This window comes from Reichenbachiella agariperforans (assembly GCF_900142205.1).
Lineage (GTDB): Bacteria > Bacteroidota > Bacteroidia > Cytophagales > Cyclobacteriaceae > Reichenbachiella > Reichenbachiella agariperforans.
Genome location: NZ_FRAA01000010.1, coordinates 1 through 21,127 on the forward strand (window position 1 = coordinate 1; position 21,127 = coordinate 21,127).

Genomic DNA, 21,127 nt, shown 5'->3' on the forward strand with positions numbered 1-21,127 from the left:
CCACCTAACACCAAAATTATATCGATACCTCACTAAAAAAATCCAGAAACCTTTCGCTCCCTTCCCCCTTAACGGGACGCAAAGATAGAAAGATATTGATCAAAATCACTAATCGTAAACTAGATTAATTGAACACTAATATTACTTGATCGATCAACCTATTATAGACCAGCAAGTTAAGTATATTAAAAAAATCAAACTTTGTGTTATTACTCTAATCAGAGAGATCAATTAGAGTAATAACACTCCTACATATGGGACACAAGCCCTACTCGACTATCTGTTGCCAATCGGTATGAAACACATCTTCTAGTGATCTATCTTTCCTCTTATAGGTATGAGACCCAAAGTAATCACGCTGAGCTTGTATAATATGGGCAGAGGACTGTTCGGAGGTAAATCCATGAAGATAATTAATAGCCGCCGAGAATACAGGCATGGCAATTCCCATTTGTAAGCTATATGCCACTGTATTAGCTAGTGTTATACGCTCTCCCTTTAGTTGATGAATAAAGGAATCTATCAATAACGTGTGTTTTGAAGGATTGTCACTATACTCCTGAACCAGCTGCTCCATTAAGGAAGAACGTATGATACACCCATTGGTCCAGATACGAGCCAGTTCAGACAAATTGATATCCCACCTATACTCCGTTGATGTCGTACGAATCATTTCAAACCCTATGGCGTGGTTGACCACACGAGCGGCGTGATAAGCGACCTTTAACTCCGCAATCATAGTTTCGGTATTCTCTGAGGGGTTCTTTGGGTAATCCCCATAGTGCTCTGAGGCCTCTACACGGGTAGCTTTGAGTGCAGATAAACACCGCGCCATCACCGCTTCTGAAATGGTACCGAAAGGTGCACCAACCTCCAGTGCGGAAGTTGTAGACCAGCCTCCTGTCCCTTTCTGCTGAGCCGCATCATATATGAGCTCTACGAGGTGAACATCACCTTCCTTGACCATAAGTATATCCGCTGTAATCTCTAGAAGATAACTCTTAAGCTCTCCTTGATTCCACTCCTTAAATATTACGGCAATCTCATCGATCGATAAACCTGCCCCTTCTCGCAACACAGTATAAGCCTCTGCTATCAATTGCATCTCTGCATACTCGATTCCGTTGTGAACCATCTTGACGAAATGTCCAGAGCCCTGCAAGCCTATATTCGTGCAACAGGCTTTCCCCTGTTGGTCTCTGGCGGCAATTTGCTTGAGATATGGTAATACCGCATCGACAGCTTCTTTGTCTCCCCCTGGCATAATAGAAGGTCCCTTCAAGGCTCCCTCCTCTCCGCCAGAAACACCACAGCCTACAAAATGAATAGAATGCTGGTTCAAAAGATCTATGCGACGCGTGGTGTCGTGGTAGTGAGAGTTACCTCCATCTATCATGATATCTCCTTCTTCCAAAAATGGAAGTAAATCCTGAATCACATGATCCACTGCTGGCCCAGCGTTGACCATAAGCATAATTTTACGAGGAGAGATCAAGGTCTTTACAAATGAACTGAGGTCATCAAAAACCTGAAGATTAGTTAAATGCTTATTCGTCGAAGCGAAATCCTTAGCCACATGTTCCTCACCAAGCACTGACCTATTGTAAGCAGATACATTTATATCGTGATGGGCGAGGTTGAGTGTAAGGCTCTTGCCCATCACACCTAAGCCGATCAGTCCCAAATCGGATTTCTTCATATTCATATTCTCTATTATCTCTGACACTATAGTTTTAGGTGGTTTAGCAATATCGACATTGTATGCGTACCTAGGTGGCTCCATCGTCTCCAACTGAGTCTGCAACAACTCTGGTTTGAAAAAATGTCCCTGCCTGTTACTCAGCCTTTGTTCCAGAAGTTCACGACTACCTGACAAATACACCCACTGGATCGGGAGATGGCAATATTGACCCAGCGTCTGCCTGTAGATTTCCTTCAATGCAGAACAGGCGAGTACTCCTCCTCTATTTTTCGCTTGGACTGCCAAATGGCGCGCCATGGATTCTAACCACGGCTGACGATCTTGGTCATTAAGGGGTTGGCCTGATGCCATTTTCTCCTTGTTTTCAATAGGATGAAAATCATCTCCATCATCAAAGGGTATTTTCAATGCCTCAGCTAGTATTGTACCAACAGTACTCTTACCCGACCCGCTGACCCCCAAGACCACAATAATGGATATTTGTTTCTTATTATTCATTCAGCAATTCAAATTCTCCTTCTAATCCACTTTTCGCATTTTCTGCTATCCACACTTTGAATACTCCTGACTCTGCTACCCAATCGCCCGATGCATTGTAGAAAATTAGATCTTTTTGGGTGATTCTGAAATCAACCCTAGCTTGTTGTCCAGGATTCAAAATCAAACGTTCGAATCGCTTTAATTCCTTTACCGGTCTCGTGAGGCTACCGAATCTGTCCTGCAGGTAAAGTTGTACAATTTCCGCTGCCTTTACATCTCCTGTGTTTCGTACTGTGGCTGATACTACTAAGGTGTCGGTCGGTTTGATTCTATCATCCGATATAGTCAAATCACTATACTCAAACTGGCTATAGGTGAGACCATATCCGAAAGGATACATCGGTTCGAACCCCTCATCGAGATAATGCGAAGTATTACCCAAGGAACTTTGCCATGCATGTAATGGAATATCATCAATATGCACAAAGCTCTCTTCGTTCGCTGGCCGACCTGTACTTTTATGGTTATAATAGATAGGGATCTGTCCGACAGACTTAGGCCAAGACACTGGCAGCCTACCACTAGGAGAAGCTTCTCCAGACAGCAAATCAGTCACCGCTGGCCCTGCCATCGTACCTGGATGCCAAGCAAACAATACGGCATCTACCTCCTCTATAATATTACCTAATGTAATCGGACGCCCCGCCATCACTACCAGTACTATTGGTTTTCCTGTTTTCGCCAGTTCGTGAATCAAATCCTCCTGTCTGCCGGGTAAGCTAATATCTGCACGACTGTGCGCCTCTCCTGACAAAATAGCCTCCTCACCTCCGAAAAACAAAATGACCTCCGAGCTCTTAGCCACTTTAATCGCAGACTTGAACCCAGAAGTCGACTGATCACGGCTATATGCCAATCCAGAAGCATACTTGACTGCTTCACCATACTTTCCCTTTAAACTAGTAAGCGGTGTGACCGAGTGTTTTTCGTCTCCGTCAAATATCCAAGTGCCCAACTGTTCTCGTGGTGCATTCGCCAACGGACCTATGACAGCTATATTCTTTGTCTCTGACGAAAGTGGTAGGACCGACTCGTTTTTCAGCAAGACCATGCTTTGGATTGCCATTTCTTTGGCCGCTTCTAAATGCTCTTCTGCATACAGCACGTCCTGATTGGGATCAAAATAGGGTGACTCGAATAGTCCCATCCGAAGTTTGATACGCAAGATATTTTTCACCTTCTCGTCCAACTGCTCCATGGACAACCGTCCTTCGTTGATCAACTGTTTCATATTGTTTTCATACGCGTGACTGGTCATCTCCATGTCCAGTCCAGCACGTGCAGCACTGTATGCTGCCTCCTTTTCATTGGCACTGTATCCGTGTGCTATCATCTCCGTCACGCTGTTCCAATCACTCACTACTATACCGTCAAACTTCCAGTCATCTCGCAATATTTGTCTCAAGACATATTCATTGCCCGAAGCTGGTACCCCATTGATTTCATTGAAAGAACTCATAAAGCTGGCTACACCTGCATCGGCTGCTGCTTTGAATGGCTTCAAGTACACATTGTGTAACAGCGGTTCACTGATCACGGCGGTATTATAGTCTCGTCCTCCTTCGGCTGCACCGTAGCCTATAAAATGCTTGGCACATGCTGCCATAGAGTTAGGGTTAGACAAGTCATCGCTTTGAAATCCTCGTACAGCGGCCGCTCCCATCATGGATGTCAAATAAGGATCTTCTCCAGAGGACTCTGCGATTCTCCCCCACCTCGGATCACGAGCAATATCAATCATAGGAGCAAATGTCCAACGGATACCTGTCGAACTGGCTTCTATCGCTGACACTCTAGCCCCCTGCTCTACCAAATCAGGATTCCAACTGGCTGCTTGTCCTAAAGGAATCGGGAAAATGGTTTTGAACCCATGAATCACGTCACGTGCGAAAATCAATGGAATACCATTAAGGCTCTCTTCGACGGCTATGCGCTGCAGTTCGAGGATAGATTCTTTACTCTGGACATTGAGAAACGACCCTACTCGCCCGTCTCGAACCATTTGTTTTAGTTCTTCAGATATTCCGTTCTCACGAGAGGATGTCCCTCGCTGATTGAGCTGTCCGAGTTTCTCCTGCAAAGTCATTTTGGAGAGTAAAACACTTATATACTCCTCGACTGGATCGTTGGTTTCTGATGGTGTTTGCCAGCCAACCATTGTGAGCATGATGGAAACCGGTAGTATGAACAGTAGTTTGGAAACGAGTTGTTTTTTCATCGAGTAAATTCTGAAATATCTTAAACACCAAAACTACCAAGAGAGGCAATAGAAGTCCCTTGTATATATTTCAGAATGGATGGGTAAATATATCAATGTGAAAACTTGACAGGAAATCAAGTAAAACAAAAAAGCCCACAAGTTCTGGTATAGCTAGAACTTGTGGGCTTTTTCAATACTCCTTTTCGTTACTGATTGAGTTGAAACACTTGAAGAGGCCCTTGGTTATTGGCCACTACTATGGTTTTGGTACCGTCATCTAGCAACTGTACCTTCTTGGCATCATACGGAACAAGCAGACCAGACTCCATCATACTCTGCGCTGCAAAGTTTCCCTGTCCATCGCCTAACATGACTAGACCAATACCTCCATCGTTTCGCGGTGTTTCTATCTCTGAGGCATACAATCCGCCAACAGATACTAGATCTAGGTTTCCATCACCATTCAGATCATTGACCAACCAATCATTGATCGTAGAAAACTGCGCTTCATAAGGCAATTCATGCCTCACCAGCTTACCATCTTTGTTCTCCAAATACACACTAGCAAAATGCTCCACTTGAAAATGGTAGGAGCTATCGAGCATATCGTCCCCGAAGATGTCCTGCATACTCGCGGTAGAAAAAGAGTTGTAATCTTTGTAAGCTACCTTGATCGCTGGAATCTGTTGCGACGAGCATTGACGCCCTCGGACGGGATACTCCTCTCCTTCGTTGTGATAGCTGAGGACTATGTCGCTTTTGTTGTTGTTATCAAAATCATCTGCATAGATACCAAAAGGCGCCTCTGGACTGGCCTGATACTTATAGTTCCTGCCCAAGTTACCAAGGACATAGTCCATGTCTCCATCACCATCAAAATCACCCTGATCTATGCTAAACCACCATCCGGTGGTATTGCCCGCTAACCACTGTGTACTCTGATCTTCGAACCCTTCTTCAGTTTGAATGTATGCTTTGATGGACATCCATTCCCCTACAACCATCAAATCTGTCAAGCCATCAGCATTGATATCAGTCCACAGAGCATCCGTAACCATACCTATATTGGTTAGTTCAGGTAAGAGCTCATCAGTCACGGGCTTATATTTGAGTTCCCCAGTTTCCACCGTGTTTTCTAGCAAATAACTCTGCCCTGGATAAGGATAGTTTTGTGCAAAATGCCTCCCGCCTACGAAGAGATCCAAATCACCATCTCCGTCATAGTCATACGGTCGTACACATCCACCACTGTGGTACATCATCGGTAGCACATTGACACTACGTGTAAACACACCCTTTTCATTAAGAAAAAGTCGATCTTGATAATTTTGATGCCCTGGAGCATCTTGATTACCTCCGCTCACTACATAGAGATCCAAGTCTCCATCTGCATCTGCATCATAAAATACAGCATCTAAATCCTCGTGCCATATATTGTCCTTAGCATCCAGTAGCTGAGACACAAATTCTCCTGAGTCCGTTTGCATGAAAAGTTGACCCGCATAACCAGATGCAGCTCCTAGGTAGAAATCTTGCTTGCCATCACCGTTCACATCTGCGGCAGCCAGTGCTGGGCCAAAATTGGACATCTTGTGAGGGAGTAGCACTTGGACTTTAAAATCATTGAAATCGTTTTCGACATGAATAACTGATTTGCCCAACTTGTCTTTTGTCACTTCTGTGAGCAATGATTTCCCTTTGGGTGCAGTAGCATATTGCTGCTGGCTATCCATAGCTATCACTAAGGTTTGGTTAACCGGTAAGTCAAACCGCTTTTCGATCACTTCGCCGTTTTTGACTATCCAGATAGAATCTACTTTGATTGCGTTTTTCAATCCGAAGTGCAACAAAGGCTCTACGGCAGACTGAAAACCACGAACGGGATTGAGTTGTCCTGTTTGCATTTGTCCATCGGTATATACCTTGACTTCAGCACCGTATGCCGAATTATTTGACTCCTTACTCGTGAATGAAAGGCGCAAATAATTACTCCCTGCGATATTTTCACTATTGTTTCGGTAGATGAGCGCTTCACTGTCGATGTTGTTGACGACCAAATCAAGATCTCCATCATTGTCCAAATCACCATAGCTCGTACCATTAGAGAACCCTACAAATTCAACTCCCCACTCTTGGTTCACCTTTTCAAATCCCTCACCTTTTTTATTCCTAAAAATGAAGTTGTCTATCGGCTCAGAAGGGATACTGTCAGACAAAAGTTTGAGTTCATGATCCGATGCTCTGTCAAGTTTGCCATCCAGTGGAATGAAAAAATCTCGATTATTAATCTCTTTTCTGGTTCCATTGGACACGAACAAGTCTTTGAATCCATCATTGTCAAAATCCGCGAGTAAAGGTGTCCAACTCCAGTCCGTAGAAGAAACGCCTGAAACCCATGCGACATTACTCATGACTGGCAATCCATCTTTGATCCCTCGATTCAGCTGTAGACTGTTATACATATACTGATAATGAAACCCACTGTTAACAGTAGACCAAAACAATGCAGGGTTCATACTGGCCATGTTGGCTTTGGATCTGCGGTTGTTGGCGGCAGACATATCTACTTGGATCAAGTCGATAAGACCGTCATTGTTGATATCTGCGGCATCTGACCCCATGCCATAGAAGCAGGTCTGTTTGGTGATCTGCTGTAGTTCGTTTCGAAATGTACCGTCTCCATTGTTGATATAGAAATAATCAGGCGTACTAAAATCATTAGACACATAGATATCCTCCCAACCGTCTTGGTTAAAATCTACAATACTTGCACTCAGACTCAATCCAAACGAGAGCAATCCTGACGCTGCTGTCGCATCGACAAACACACCGTCTCCATCATTTCGATATAGGTGGTCGCTTTTCTCTAGGGTTGGATTATTGACCAGATTGTAATAAGTAAAATTACTCGTGTTGAACCTAGTAATAGGATAGTTGGTCACGAACACATCTAAGTCGCCATCATGGTCATAATCGAGGAATGATGTTTGGACAGAATTACCTGGGTCGGCTAGCCCATACTCCACGGCTGATTCGGTAAACGTCAAATCGCCGTTATTAATATAAAGTTCATTGGTTCTATCCTCGCCTAGTCCAGCGACACTATAGTATAAATCCATCCACCCATCAGAGTTGATATCTACGATACTGACTCCTGTGTACCATTTGGTCGTATCACCCTCAAGGTTCGCAGAGTTAGTGAGATCTTCGAATTGCAGGTTGCCCTTGTTGAGGTAGAACTTATTTGCGACCATATTTCCAGTAAAGACAAGATCTTGTAGACCATCATTGTTAAAGTCTGCGATGGCTACCCCTCCTCCCATATAGAGATAGGGATACTTAAAATAATTGAGGCTGTCTGATTCTGTAAGGGTGTTGGAGAAAGTGACCTTAGAGTGCTCACTTTGAATTCTATCGAATCTTTTATACTGCGGATCGTCACATGAGCCTAAAACAAAAACACCCACGACACACCACAAAGACCAAAAATTAATTTTCATAACTCTGCTTACTTATTGTATTCTGTAAATAAAAAAAAGGGCTGGAATATCCAGCCCTTTCCAATTGTTTTTTCTAGAACTTATTGTCCAGACCAAGCATCATTCTGCGTTAAATTCTCAGATATATCCAATGCACGCAATGGAACTGGGAATATGTTATGCTTCTCCGTATATGTATTCGCAGAGAAAGTAGTCACTGTTCTCTTTTCGTTTGCAACGAACTCGTTGATGATATCAACTGCATAAGAAGGATCATTTTGACTCCACCTTCTCAAGTCAAACATTCTATGTCCTTCCATAGAGAGCTCCAGTCTTCTTTCGAACCTTACCATCTCAACAGGATCAGTAAATGTAAGCAAAGTATATGGCTCTATCGAATAAGCCGCAGCGTCCGTAGTACCGTCCTCTGCTTTGACTGTCGTAGAGGTCTTGGCACGGTTCCTCACCTCATTTACTAATGCCATCGCTCCAGCAGCATCACCTTGCTCAGCTTTCGCTTCGGCAGCCATCAATAGTACGTCTGCGTATCTGATCACATTGTAGTGAATACCAGAGAACTGCTGTCCCCAGTCGCCTGTACCCATTGTACTAGTTTCACCTGATTTATAAACATTCTTCTTAGGTAGATAAGGTCCTGCATCTGCCTGAGCTCTCACCCAATCAAACCCAGCATGAATACCATAACCATTGTACTGTATACCTCTACGACCAATTGTATAATCCAACCGTGGGTCTAAATCACCAGGATACGGAGTAAATGGATCCTCAGATGTCAAACCGTAATCGTTGTTGATATCTGTATCATTATAGGTATCGATCTCTGGCAAACCAGCAGTCGTCTTAAATGCATTAGCTAAATCTTGTGTTGGCTGATAAAACCCACAACATGTGCCTAAAGGACCACTACCTGGAAAATTCAATGTCCCACCTTTGTTGCCATTGGCATTATTAGTAGCTCCATCATTCGCTTCGAACTGGATAGAGAATATTGCTTCCGCAGAATTCTTACCCGCTGCGTTGAAATTATCATTGAACTCAGCATTGAGTGCATATGGGCCGTTATCAATCACATCATCAAGCATGGTCTCTGCTGCAGCCCATTTTTCTTGATACAAGAGTGCTTTACCCATATAAGCTTTAGCAGTCCATGAGCTAGCTCTACCCGCTCCATTGTCAGGAGGCAAGTTGTCAATCGCAAACTGAAAATCAGCCTCTACTTCTGCCCAAACGGGACCTTCATTCGGTACGTCAGGATTTTCTATCGCAGTGATCTCATCTACATAGGCCACATCACCATAGAGTCTGGTCAACTCAAAGTAATAATGTCCACGTAAAAATCTAGCCTCAGCAATTTTGGTAGTTAAATCTACATCTTCGATCGTATTGGCTAGTGCAATCACTGCATTGGCTCTGTTTGCTCCAGCATAAAGCGCTACCCACTTACTGTTGATAAAACTATTACCTGTTGTCCAATCATAAGTTTGCAATGCATGTAACAAAGGCTGGTCACCATTGGTACTACCCTTGTGCGAATCATCTGTCAAGGCATCCATCCACCAGTTGTCACCAGTCGGTTCCCAATCACCTACTACTCCTACTTGGCCATCCAGCGCACTATATGCTGCGGTCAGAAGTAAATCTACCCCATCCGCATTGGCTAGAGCCGCGTCACTCAAAGCACCTTTATTAGTACCTTCAGAAAAATCTTCACTACATCCCAGTACAACCAAAGCTGTAAGGATGTATGCTATTATATGTTTTTTCATCTTGTTTTCCTTTTAAATATTAAAAATCAACACTTAAACCAATGAGGTAAGTCTGAGACGTAGGGTAGCTACCAAAGTCAATACCTGTGTCTATATCACTGTTATTGAATCTTCCGATTTCTGGGTCTAGGCCGCTATATTCTGTGATGGTAAACAGGTTAGATGCCTGTACATAAATTCTAGCTCTAGACATAGCAACACGAGACACTACTGATTCGGGAAGCGTATATCCTATCTGAATATTTTTCATTCTGAAGTAAGAGCCATCTTCTACAAAGTAGCTATTGGCTTGTGTCTCTGAATTGGTCACGTTCTTACTCAAAGCAGGAACACTTCCGTTTGGATTGTCTGCCGAGAATGCATCGAGTACTCTAGTACTTCTGTTGCCATCATAGAAACTAGCAAAATCAGTAAATATTCTCGTATAGTTGTAAATCTCGTTTCCTTGCGATCCTGTGAAAAACATAGCCAAATCAAAGCCTTTGTATCCCAAATCGATATTGATACCATAGGTGAAATCTGGGTTAGGGCTACCGAGAGTCGTACGGTCATCGTCCGTGATCGTACCACTATCATCTATATCCGCATATCTGAAACGTCCAACACCATCTGCTGGCGTGGCAAAACCTTGATCAGGAGCAGCAAGCACTTCTGCTTCATCTTTGAAGATGCCAATGACCTTTCTGCCATAAAAACTAGAGACAGGGCCACCTACAGCTGAGTTGGTAAACGTAATTCCTCTTAGGTTTCCACCTACGATACTCGTGCCAATGTCATCTGTTTTGATAATCTCATTTTTATACTTAGAGAATTTCAAACCGATATTGTATGTGAAATCTGAGCTAGTTCCCTGATTACCATAGTTTAGACTAATGTCAAAACCCTTGTTATTGATCTCACCATTGTTGATATACTTGTTTCCATCACTAGCAACAGGGGCTGTAGATGGTGCTGATGTGGCAATGATGTTGTTCTGACTAGTTAAGTTAAAGTAGTCAAATGTCAACTCTAACTTATCATTAAGCAACCCAACATCTAATCCAAGGTTTTGTTGAACAGATGTTTCCCATGTCAAATTAGCGTTACCTGGTGTTGACAATACAGCTCCTGGTGTATACACGCCTCCAAAGTTGTAAAACGCTAATTGATCATTAGCCTTGTTAACATTGACTGTTGGAGTAGAATTAGGAAGGCTTTGGTTCCCCATTTCACCATAAGATCCTCTCACTTTCAAATTAGAAAAGAACTCAGGAATGAAAGCCTCTTCACTCAAGACCCATCCAGCACTCACTGCAGGAAACACTCCTGTGTTGTTGCCATCTTCGAACCTAGACGTCTTGTCTCTTCTCAAAGTAGCCGTCAGTATGTACTTACCAGCATAGTTGTATTTAAGCTGACCAAAGTAAGAGAACAACGTAGACGTGTTACTCTGTGACTGTTGGATTGAAGTCGCTCCTACACCAAAACCTAATAAGTGGTTGTCAGGCACATCGTTCAACAAGAAATCTTGCTGTGCAACCGAAGTAAACTCAAAGTGATCTTCGATAGCTTCAATACCTCCAAGGAACCCAATGTTGTGATTACCTACTGTTTTTTCGTATCTCAGTGTATTTGTAAACACATACCCTGAGCTGATATATCTTCCCGTAATCAGCGAATTAGTAGTAATCGCTTCGCTATGTTCTGGATTAAGAGAATTAAATACATCACCCACTCCTGATCGATAGTTGACCCCTATATTAGATCTAGCTGTCAACCCATCGATGATATCCACCTCAGCATACGCATCTCCATAGATTCTCATGTTGGAGTTGTTATTATTCTTAGCCCGGGTCATGACAGCTAACGGGTTCTGTGCGTTACCCAAACCAGCAGCTGACTGATAAGTACCCGCGAAATTTCCTCCTTCGTCATAAGCCGGCATCAATGGACTCGCTCTGTACGCTAGGCCCAGTGGGCTATCGTCACCATTTTGACCTGGAAATAAGATTTGTCTAGAATATGCAAAGCTTAAGTTTTGACCAATTCTAATTCTTTCTTTGATACTAAACTCTGTATTGGCTCTCCCAGTATATCTGTCATATCCAGTACCCGTCAAGATACCTTCTCTATCCATGTAGCCCATAGACATCATATACTTACTGGCTTCTGTACCACCATTCACTGAGATGTAATAGTTCTGATAAGTAGCATCTTCGAAGATTTGGTCAAACCAATCCGTACCACCGCTGGTAGCTGTCAGTCTGTTAGACCCTGCATCATACGGCAGTGATGGATCACCTCTGTAGTAATCAGACATACTAGGTGTATCACCACTTCCAAACTGTGGGTGTCCCCAAGCTTCATCACCTACTGACAATCCATCATTCCTCATACTTTCCCAAAACACCTCTCCCAGCTGCTCAGAATTCAACATATCTGGAGCTGTTACTGGTGTCTGCACACCATAAGAGATATCCAAAGTAACTTGTGGTTTTCCCGAGATGTCATAGTTGCCCTTTCTGGTCTTGATTACAATCACACCGTTGGTCGCTCTAGCTCCATATACAGAAGATACTGCAGCATCTTTCAGTACCGTCACACTCTCGATATCACTCGTATTGAGATCAGTCAAGAAATCTGGATCATTGGTTTGATACCCATCGATGATGTACAACGGATCATTATTACCCGTAGTAGCGATACCACGAATTCTTACGATCGGTGCTGCTCCTGGACTACCATTCGATACGACAGTCACACCAGACAAACGACCTTGGAAGCCTTCTGCAGCTGAAGTAGATGGAATAGAGAAAGCTTTCTCTGTATCCAAGGCATCAATAGATCCTGTGATGGTTTTCTTTGATTCGGAAGAATAACCCGTCACAATCACTTCCTGTAGAGAAGCAATATCCTCTTCTAAGCTGACATCCACAACAGAACGAGAGCCTATGGCTACTTCCTGCGTTTTCATACCAATAAAAGAAAAAACAACTGTCTGAGCATCTGCTCCGACTGAGAGTGAATAGTCTCCAGAGATATCTGTGACTGTTCCGTTGGAGGTTCCTTTTACTAGAACACTCACACCTGGCAATTCTTCGCCAGTAGTTGAAGTCACTTTACCTCTAATGGATCTGTCCTGCGCTTGAACACTAAAACAAACTAGTGCAACCAGCATCAGGGATAGACTCATTAAGCGCTTCAACTTAATTTTAACTTGTCTAAGTTTAATCATGCTAATAGATTTAATAATTAGTAAATAGATTTAGTAATAATCGTCTTCCAAACTTCCTATTTCAAACACTGCCAAGCGCACGGGATTTGTCACAAAGGGAACGGGTAATTATTGCAATCCCCTCTTATACAGCTTAAAACAAGGTTTTTAGTTTATTTTTTCTTTCACATCTTGAGCATATTCCGATGGATTTACGCCGTATTGTTTTTTGAAACAATCTCTGAAATATTGTAAATCATTAAATCCTACCTGATAAGTAATCTCTGAGATGTTCAGTTCATCTTGCCTAATCAACTGGGCTGCTCTTTTAAGTCGAATAGAACGGATGAACTCGTTGGCCGACTGACCTATCAGTCCTTTGAGCTTTCTATACAATTGCATGCGGCTCATTCCTAGTTCTCGTCCAAGATCATCCACATAAAACTCAGAATTAGAAATATTCTCCTCTATAACAGCTACCGCTTTAGCAATGAACTCCTCATCTCTTGATGCGATTTTTACATTCTTCGGGTTGATGTTGAAAGTGCTCTTGTTGAGCAATTGTCCACGAATTTGGTCTCTAGTCTTGAGGGCGTTCCTCACCCGTAGGCTCAGTAACTTTGGATTAAATGGTTTAGTAATATAGTAGTCCGCTCCTAATTCAAATCCGGTCAAGGCACTATCATTGGAAGCTTTAGCCGTGAGTAATATCACGGGGATGTGACTCGTCTTGACATTAGATTTAATCTCCTCGCATAACTCAAGACCATCTTTGCCCGGCATCATCACATCAGATATGATCAGATCGGGGATAAACTCCTGTGCCTTTGACACGCCATCGTTTCCATCCTCAGCCTGAATCACTCTATATTCTTCTTCTAATATACTCTTGATGTACAACCGTATATCGGTATTATCTTCTGTGACCAGAATTAAGGGTAGTTTTTTATCTTCTTCCTCGGCAATCTGATCATTGGATGAAGCGGACTTATAAAGCGACTCTTCTATCTCATAGATGCCTTGATTGGCGGATATAGGAGCTACTTGTTCGTCTTCCAATTCAAAATCCTCTGCTTCAAAATGCATCGTCCCTTTAAACAAGTGTACTTCGAAACTCGTCCCTTCATTTTCCTCACTCTTAAACGCTATGTGCCCATGGTGCAACTCGACCAATTCCTTTGTCAGAGATAAACCTATGCCAGTCCCTTTACTCTTCCGTGACTTGTGGTCACGGACTCTATAGTATCGATTGAATATGTAATCTTGGTCTTCCTGAGGAATCCCTATACCGTCATCCTTTACCTCCAGTACCACTTTATCCTCCTCCTCTCGGAGCGATACGGTGACCTTCCCATAGTCATTGGTGTATTTGAAAGCATTGGACAGCAAATTCACTACGATCTTCTCCAACTTATCTTTGTCAAAAGACAATTCAACAGCACCTTTAGGCATTACAACCTTATAAGCCATGTTATTGCGGCTGGCTAAGGATGAAAAGGAATGAACTATGGGCTTCAAAAATGCAGTTACGTCCTTGGTCACGAGTTCCAACCTCATCTTACCAGACTCCAGTTTGGACAACTCTAATAACTGATTGATCAGATTTAGCAGATTCTCGGCATTGCGTAGCATCATGTGGACTTGCTCCTCATTACTCACATAGTTTTTTTTCTCAATCATGGCCTTCAGCGGTCCCAATATCAGGGTCAATGGCGAGCGAAACTCATGTGAAATATTCGCAAAGAAGCTCGACTTCATCTGATCCAATTCTTGCATTTTGGACAACTCCATGTGCTCGACCATGAGCTTGGTCTGCAAGCGTTCTCTATTGATGATCACCTGAAATGCCCAGTAGAGCACTCCCAGCAAAAACATCGAATAAAGGACATAAGCCCACACACTAGCATACCATGGCGGATCAACAACCAAAGAAAAAGAAGCCTCTTGACTACTCCACTCTCCACCATTGTCAGTACCTCTGACTTCAAACGTATAACTCCCCGGAGGTACATTAGTATAATATGCCTCCCGACGGTTCCCCGCCTGTTGCCACGTCTTATCGTAGTTCTTCAACCTATAGGCATATTCATTTTTACTGGTTTGACTAAAATTGATTTGAGCAAACTCAAAATCAAAATCGTTCTGGTCATAATTGAGCCTCACCTGCCCCCCTTCTATCAATCCCTTTTCTAGATGGACGCCTGCCATATTCTTAATAGACTCGTTAGAGACCTTAAAATCTACCAAATAAACCTTTGGCTCTTCGAAGACATCCGAAACTTGCGCTGGGTGGATCACATTGAATCCGTCAACTCCCCCAAAGAGTAACGCTCCTGTTGACAGCTTGAAGCTCGAATGTTTGAAAAACTCCATGGATTGCAACCCATCGTTGAGATCAAAATTTCTAACTTTTCCAGTTTCTGGGTCAAATCGCACCAATCCCTTATTCGTACTCATCCACAGCATCCCTTTGTCATCAGACAAAATCGAATGAATCACCACATCAGCAAAACCTTCGTCATACCCATACCTCGTAAAACTATCATTTTCGGGATTGTACAAATTCACTCCCCCAGATGTACCCACCCAAATATTGCCCTGATTATCTTCTAGAACACATTGGACGGTATTGTCACTGATAGTTGTCGTATCGTCGGCAGAGTGATTGAACCGTCTAAAGACTCCTGTAGATGGATCTTCTAGAACATTGAGTCCCCCGCCTTCTGTCCCAATCCAAAATCGACCTTTGCTGTCTTCGAAAATATATCTCGTCAGATTAGAACTAAGACTTTGCTCGTCATCCTCATCATGTGTAAACACTTCGAACGTCTCTGTCTTGGGGTCATATACTTGAATCCCACTGCGAAAAACTGCAAACCAAAGCTTCCCTTCTTGATCCTCCCTGATAGAAAACACATTCTCCCTGCCTTCACGTACCTTAATCCCTGGCGGAAGTTTAAACTTCTTGAACGTAGAGCTGCCCTTTCGTTTGACCAGCGCACCACCTTGCCAGTTTCCCACCCAGACATTTTCCTGACTGTCGATCATCACGCTGAGCACCTGATTGCTCATCTGGGGGTACTCATCCTTTCGATAGTGGGTAAAGCTCTCTGCCTCAGTGTCCCAATAATCCAGACCTCCTCCATCAGTTCCTATCCATACGTTCCCTTTTTTGTCTTCATAGAATGAACTTACGGCATTGTGTGTTAGAGACGTCTCGTCGTAGGGATTATGTTTATAGACGGGAAATTTTCGATTTCCTTCATCTAGTTTAAATATCCCTTTGTTAAAAGTCCCTACCCAAATCACTCCTTTTTGATCTTCGAAGAGAGACCATATAGAGTTATTCTTGATGCTATACTCCTTCTTAGAGTCAACGGTGTACCAGTGATACGCTCCATCATCCGTATCTAGAATACCCAAACCATGGTTTTCACTCCCAATCCAGAGTCGCTGTTTTTTGTCCTCTATCAAATCAAGCACAAATGGCTCTTCATCCTCCTCGCTCTTGATCACCATGTGTTCAAACCTATACTTTCCTCTATCATCGTAGGAGACTCGATCTACTCCTCGATCTGTACCAAGCCAAATATGCCCGTCGCTACCACCAGTCATACATCGGATAATGTTCGAATAAGGACTATTGACATCCTCTTCGTCGTGTCGATAGTGTATAAATCGCTTGGTATTGGTATCAAATAGGTTCAGACCACCTCCCCATGTCGATACCCAGAGATTGCCACGGCCATCGCCTATGACTCCTGTCACGGTGTTAGAAGAAATCCCCCAAGAATCGTTTTCGTTGTGACGATACTGTACGATGACCTGATCTTGCGCTCTCCACATGAATAGCCCTTTTCGCTCCGTCGCAATCCATATATTGCCTTTTTGATCCTCATAGAATGCATTGACCGTCACATGATCCAACTCGGGATACCGTTCTGCGGTGGGCAGTTTACCGAATGTACCATCGGTATCGTTATAGATGCAATATCCTCCTGCCAGCGATCCAACAAATACTCGATTGTTAGTACCTATATAAAGCGATCTTATATAATTGTTGCAAAGGGATGTAGAATCACGCTCATCGTGCATGAAGCTCATCATGTTGATACCGTCATAGCGATTGAGACCGCTTCTAGATCCTATCCATAGAAACCCTTCTTGATCTTGGGCCATGGCAGACACTGTGTTTTGGGATAGTTCCTGATCAATGGTAACAAACTGATAGTCCGAAATCCCTTGCTGAGAAAAGAGCAAAGAAATCGTGATAAGATTGACCAAAAAGTATATCCCTAGTGCTTTCATAATACATTGTTTACCGCAAATAATTCAAAAATACCCGTAAGTAAAATAGCCTGAACAAATACCCTCGCCTCTTTGGTATATATACCTCTGTGCGAAAATGCCCTTCTAAATCATCTTTGTGATTCAATATTTTATAACCAAGTATTTCATTCTAATGATTACAAAATATACAAAGTTTATAGCAGGTATAGTGACTATCTCTATATTCTATTTGGCATCATGCCAACAAAGTACGCCGCAAACAAATAGCGACCAAGACGGCAGAGTCACCGAACTCATGAGCCAGATGTCTGTAGAGGACAAAGTAGGCCAGATGACACAGATCACACTGAGCATGCTCATGAAGGACAATCAGCTCAACATCGAAGAGTTGAAAAATGCCATCATCAACAAAAAAGTTGGTTCAATACTCAATGTCAACGGTACACCACTGAGCATCGAAGAGTGGCACGAGCTACTCACCAGCATCCAAGACATCGCTACAAAAGAAACCACACTAAAAATCCCTGTGTTATATGGTATAGATGCCATCCACGGGACCACATATACACAGGGTTCGACGCTCTTTCCGCACAACATCGGAATGGGTGCCACCCGAAACCCTGACCTAGTCAAACAATCGGCTAAAATCACCGCACTAGAAACACGTGCCTCTGGTATCCGATGGAACTTTGATCCAGCACTAGGTATCGCTCGACAGCCACTATGGTCTCGATACGAAGAGATGTACGGCGAAGCAACTGTACTGTCTACCGTACTCGGCAGTGCTGCAATCACCGCATACGAAGAAGATGGACTAGACCAAGTCACAGCTGTTGCATCATGTATGAAGCATTTCCTCGGATACTCTGTACCCTTGAGTGGAAAAGATCGGACACCTGCATACATCCCTGACACGCAACTCCGAGAGATCTTCTTGCCTCCATTCGAGGCGGCCGTACAGAGTGGCACCTCTACTGTTATGATCAATTCAGGTGAAATCAACGGAGTACCCGTTCATGCGAGCAAGTACTACCTCACGGATATCCTCAGAGGAGAACTAGGGTTCGAAGGACTCGCTGTGACGGACTGGGAAGACATCATCCGCCTACATGGCAGGCACCATGTCGCTGCGACACCAAAAGAAGCCGTCAAAATCGCCATCAATGCAGGGATAGACATGAGTATGGTACCAGTAGACTACAGTTTCTTCGACTACCTCGTAGAACTCGTCAACGAAGGAGAAGTACCTATGTCGAGAATCGACGAAGCGGTATATAGAATTTTGAAGTTGAAATATGATCTCGGGCTATTTGACAATGCCTATCCAGAGCAGGAAGCAATAGCCAATTTTGGCAAAGCGTCCTACAAAGATGTCGCACTGAATGCTGCACTAGAGTCTATCACACTACTGAAAAACGAAGGACAAACGCTACCGCTCGACAAAAATGCAAAAGTCCTCCTCATGGGGCCAGCAGCCAACAACCACGGCTCGCTACACGGATCATGGTCATACACTTGGCAAGGGCAAGATGAGAGTCAATTCGCTGACGAAACATTGACACTCAAGTCAGCTCTAGAAGCCAAAATCGGCACGGGTAATGTCACTTGCAATACCACTGCTGTATTCGAAGATGCTGCTAATACAAGCCTTGACTTCTTGAAGAAAAATGCTGCTAAATCAGACGTCATCGTACTCGCAATCGGAGAAAAATCTTACGCAGAGTCACCAGGAGGTATTCACGATTTGAATCTCGAAGCAAACCAAATCGAACTCGCTAAGGCAGCTTATGCCACTGGCAAACCCGTTGTTCTACTAATCGCACAGGGGAGACCGAGGGTTATCTCGCCCATCGTAGAGGGGGCGGATGCAATCGTCAACCTGTACCGCCCTGCTAGTCAGGGAGCTACTGCGACCATGGAGATTCTATTCGGTGATTACAACCCGAACGGGGTGCTCCCTTTCTCCTACCCAAGACATGCGGGAGACATTCTCCTCTATGACAGAAAGCACACCGAAGAGGTGACCGAATTCATCCCAGATTCTTATGGTGGTGGGGGGTACAACCCTCAGTGGGCATTTGGATATGGACTCAGTTACACGACATTCGAGTACGGAGACATCCAGTTGGACAAGAAGGCATACGCCAAAAATGAAACTATCACAGTAGCGATCGACATCACCAACACTGGGGACAGAGATGGCAAACTAGCCATAGACCTATTCGTTTCGGATCTCTATGCCTCAGTGACGCCTAGCTATAAGAAACTCAAGAAATTCAGCAAAGAGAATTTCAAAGCAGGAGAAACCAAAACGGTAACCTTCACGTTGGATGGCAAAGACTTGACCTACATCAATGCAGAAAGCCAAAAGACCTTAGAAGCAGGAGAGTTTACAGTAAGTATCGGTGACAAAAAATCAACGTTCGAGTTAAAGTAGTTCACTACATAGACTAGATATTGGTTTTCGCTTTTTTTGATTTTAACACTTAATAAAAGAGCCGATGACAAACTCTTTTGCTTCTTCCTTAGCATCAAATGCCTAGGAGATTTAAACACATAAGTTTTTGATTTGAAACCTCAGGGTATACACGCTGAGGTTTCTTTTTTTATATAATCCTGCCCTAAGTGGCTTAGCGATTCTCATGTTTCTTTTGGGCAGGATGCTCTCTTTGCTTGAAAACAAACTCCGCCAAAAAACAACCCACAACAATAGACGCAGCAATGTAGACACTCAAGCGATTGGAAGTGAACTGCTGTGCAATCAGTGCCACCAGCGCAACACCACAAGCCACACTCCCTACACCCGATATGAGCCTATTACCCTTGATTTCTTTGGATAGTCTATATGCTACTAGATTAACGACCGAAAAAATGAACAAAAAACCAACACTACCAGCCGTCGAGATACTCTCTAAAGCCAATACATTGACCGCTACCAAAGTAGCCACAGAAGTGATCAACAACCCAATTGGTTGATTCCAAAACATTCCTGTAAACTGATGAGGGGCTTCATCATCTTCTGCGATCTCATAGTTGACCCTGCTCCCACCATATAGGGACGCATTGATGGCCGAAAACGTAGAGAGCAACGCCGCAACAGTAATAACGGTAAAACCTATCTGCCCCAACATAGGCTTGGCGGCCTCTGCCAGCACATAGTCCTCAGCTCCTGCGATCTGATCAAATCCCAAAGAGCCTACTGTCACGCATGCAATCGTGATATAAAGAGCAATGACAAATATCACAGAAATGGAGTAAGCCTTGCTAATGTTTTTTTCAGGGTTTTCGATATCAGGGGCCGCATTAGCGATGAGTTCGAATCCCTCGTACGCTACGAATATCACCATCCCAGCAGACACCAGATGAAATGGGGACTCCCAGTACTGTGGTGACAACTGCTCCAAATAGGGATTACCAAATAACCCGTAGACTCCTACTGCTACAAAGCCCAGCAAAATCACCAATTTGGTCACGACGGCTATGGACTCTATTTTACTCACCACAGCTATACTGTAATAATTAATCCCCGTGGCAAAAATCACAATCCCACTAGCATAAATGTGGGAATCGATGGTTTGATCACCAGTCATAGAGAGTAGGTTGGGCGCATAAGAACCAAACGCCGAAGCATAGAGTGCAAGCATAATAATATAGCTGATCCATAGCAGATTATTCACCCCGCCACTAAAAACACCTATACCAAACCCTTGATTGACAAATCTCACCGTCCCTCCTCTATCTGGATAGGAAAATGACAATTTGCTATAAGAGTAGGATGTGAGCAAGGCAATTGCTCCCGCTATCAAAAAAGAAATCGGTGTCCCGCCTTTGGCAAGATTCGTAGCTAATCCTAGGACAGCAAATATCCCTCCTCCCACCATACCTCCTACCCCGATGGATATGGCATCTCTTAGTTTGATCTTTGTTGGCATACGG

At 43.5% G+C, this 21,127-nt stretch carries 8 protein-coding genes; 1 reads left to right on the forward strand and 7 read right to left on the reverse strand.

The window, feature by feature from the left end; translation table 11 throughout:
* Nucleotides 1–268 precede the first annotated feature (268 nt).
* From gndA to BUB99_RS18365, 6 genes are all read right to left on the reverse strand, one after another.
* Entirely contained in the window at nt 269–2,200 is a 1,932-nt protein-coding gene (gene gndA / locus BUB99_RS18340; protein ID WP_073125034.1) for an NADP-dependent phosphogluconate dehydrogenase, read from the reverse strand.
* A complete protein-coding gene (locus BUB99_RS18345) occupies nt 2,193–4,460 on the reverse strand; it encodes a glycoside hydrolase family 3 N-terminal domain-containing protein (protein ID WP_073125036.1) in 2,268 nt (755 codons plus the stop codon). Before BUB99_RS18345 ends, gndA begins: the two co-directional genes overlap by 8 nt.
* Before the next feature lie 188 nt (nt 4,461–4,648).
* Complete coding sequence (locus BUB99_RS18350) at nt 4,649–7,942, reverse strand: FG-GAP-like repeat-containing protein (protein WP_073125038.1); 3,294 nt, start codon at nt 7,940–7,942, stop codon at nt 4,649–4,651.
* A gap of 80 nt (nt 7,943–8,022) precedes the next feature.
* Nucleotides 8,023–9,708, reverse strand: a complete 1,686-nt coding sequence (locus BUB99_RS18355; protein ID WP_073125040.1) for a RagB/SusD family nutrient uptake outer membrane protein — start codon at nt 9,706–9,708, stop codon at nt 8,023–8,025.
* A gap of 19 nt (nt 9,709–9,727) precedes the next feature.
* A complete protein-coding gene (locus BUB99_RS18360) occupies nt 9,728–12,922 on the reverse strand; it encodes a SusC/RagA family TonB-linked outer membrane protein (protein ID WP_084190662.1) in 3,195 nt (1,064 codons plus the stop codon).
* Nucleotides 12,923–13,069: 147 nt separating this feature from the next.
* Complete coding sequence (locus tag BUB99_RS18365) at nt 13,070–17,209, reverse strand: two-component regulator propeller domain-containing protein (RefSeq protein WP_073125042.1); 4,140 nt, start codon at nt 17,207–17,209, stop codon at nt 13,070–13,072.
* Nucleotides 17,210–17,363: 154 nt separating this feature from the next.
* Here BUB99_RS18365 and BUB99_RS18370 point away from each other — a divergent pair, with 154 nt between their 5' ends.
* Nucleotides 17,364–19,628 (forward strand): glycoside hydrolase family 3 N-terminal domain-containing protein, encoded by a 2,265-nt coding sequence (locus BUB99_RS18370; RefSeq protein WP_073125044.1) that lies wholly within the window; start codon nt 17,364–17,366, stop codon nt 19,626–19,628.
* Nucleotides 19,629–19,821: 193 nt separating this feature from the next.
* On the opposite strand, the gene BUB99_RS18375 is transcribed toward BUB99_RS18370, so the two are convergent.
* A complete protein-coding gene (locus BUB99_RS18375; protein WP_073125046.1) occupies nt 19,822–21,123 on the reverse strand; it encodes an APC family permease in 1,302 nt (433 codons plus the stop codon).
* Nucleotides 21,124–21,127: the final 4 nt, after the last annotated feature.

Bases quoted from the DNA above. Each gene is read 5' to 3' on its own strand.
- BUB99_RS18375 (WP_073125046.1), bottom strand. From the start codon at position 21,123: ATGCCAACAAAGATCAAACTAAGAGATGCCATATCCATCGGGGTAGGA.
- gndA (WP_073125034.1), bottom strand. From the start codon at position 2,200: ATGAATAATAAGAAACAAATATCCATTATTGTGGTCTTGGGGGTCAGC.
- BUB99_RS18355 (WP_073125040.1), bottom strand. From the start codon at position 9,708: ATGAAAAAACATATAATAGCATACATCCTTACAGCTTTGGTTGTACTG.
- BUB99_RS18370 (WP_073125044.1), top strand. From the start codon at position 17,364: ATGATTACAAAATATACAAAGTTTATAGCAGGTATAGTGACTATCTCT.
- BUB99_RS18345 (WP_073125036.1), bottom strand. From the start codon at position 4,460: ATGAAAAAACAACTCGTTTCCAAACTACTGTTCATACTACCGGTTTCC.
- BUB99_RS18360 (WP_084190662.1), bottom strand. From the start codon at position 12,922: ATGATTAAACTTAGACAAGTTAAAATTAAGTTGAAGCGCTTAATGAGT.
- BUB99_RS18350 (WP_073125038.1), bottom strand. From the start codon at position 7,942: ATGAAAATTAATTTTTGGTCTTTGTGGTGTGTCGTGGGTGTTTTTGTT.
- BUB99_RS18365 (WP_073125042.1), bottom strand. From the start codon at position 17,209: ATGAAAGCACTAGGGATATACTTTTTGGTCAATCTTATCACGATTTCT.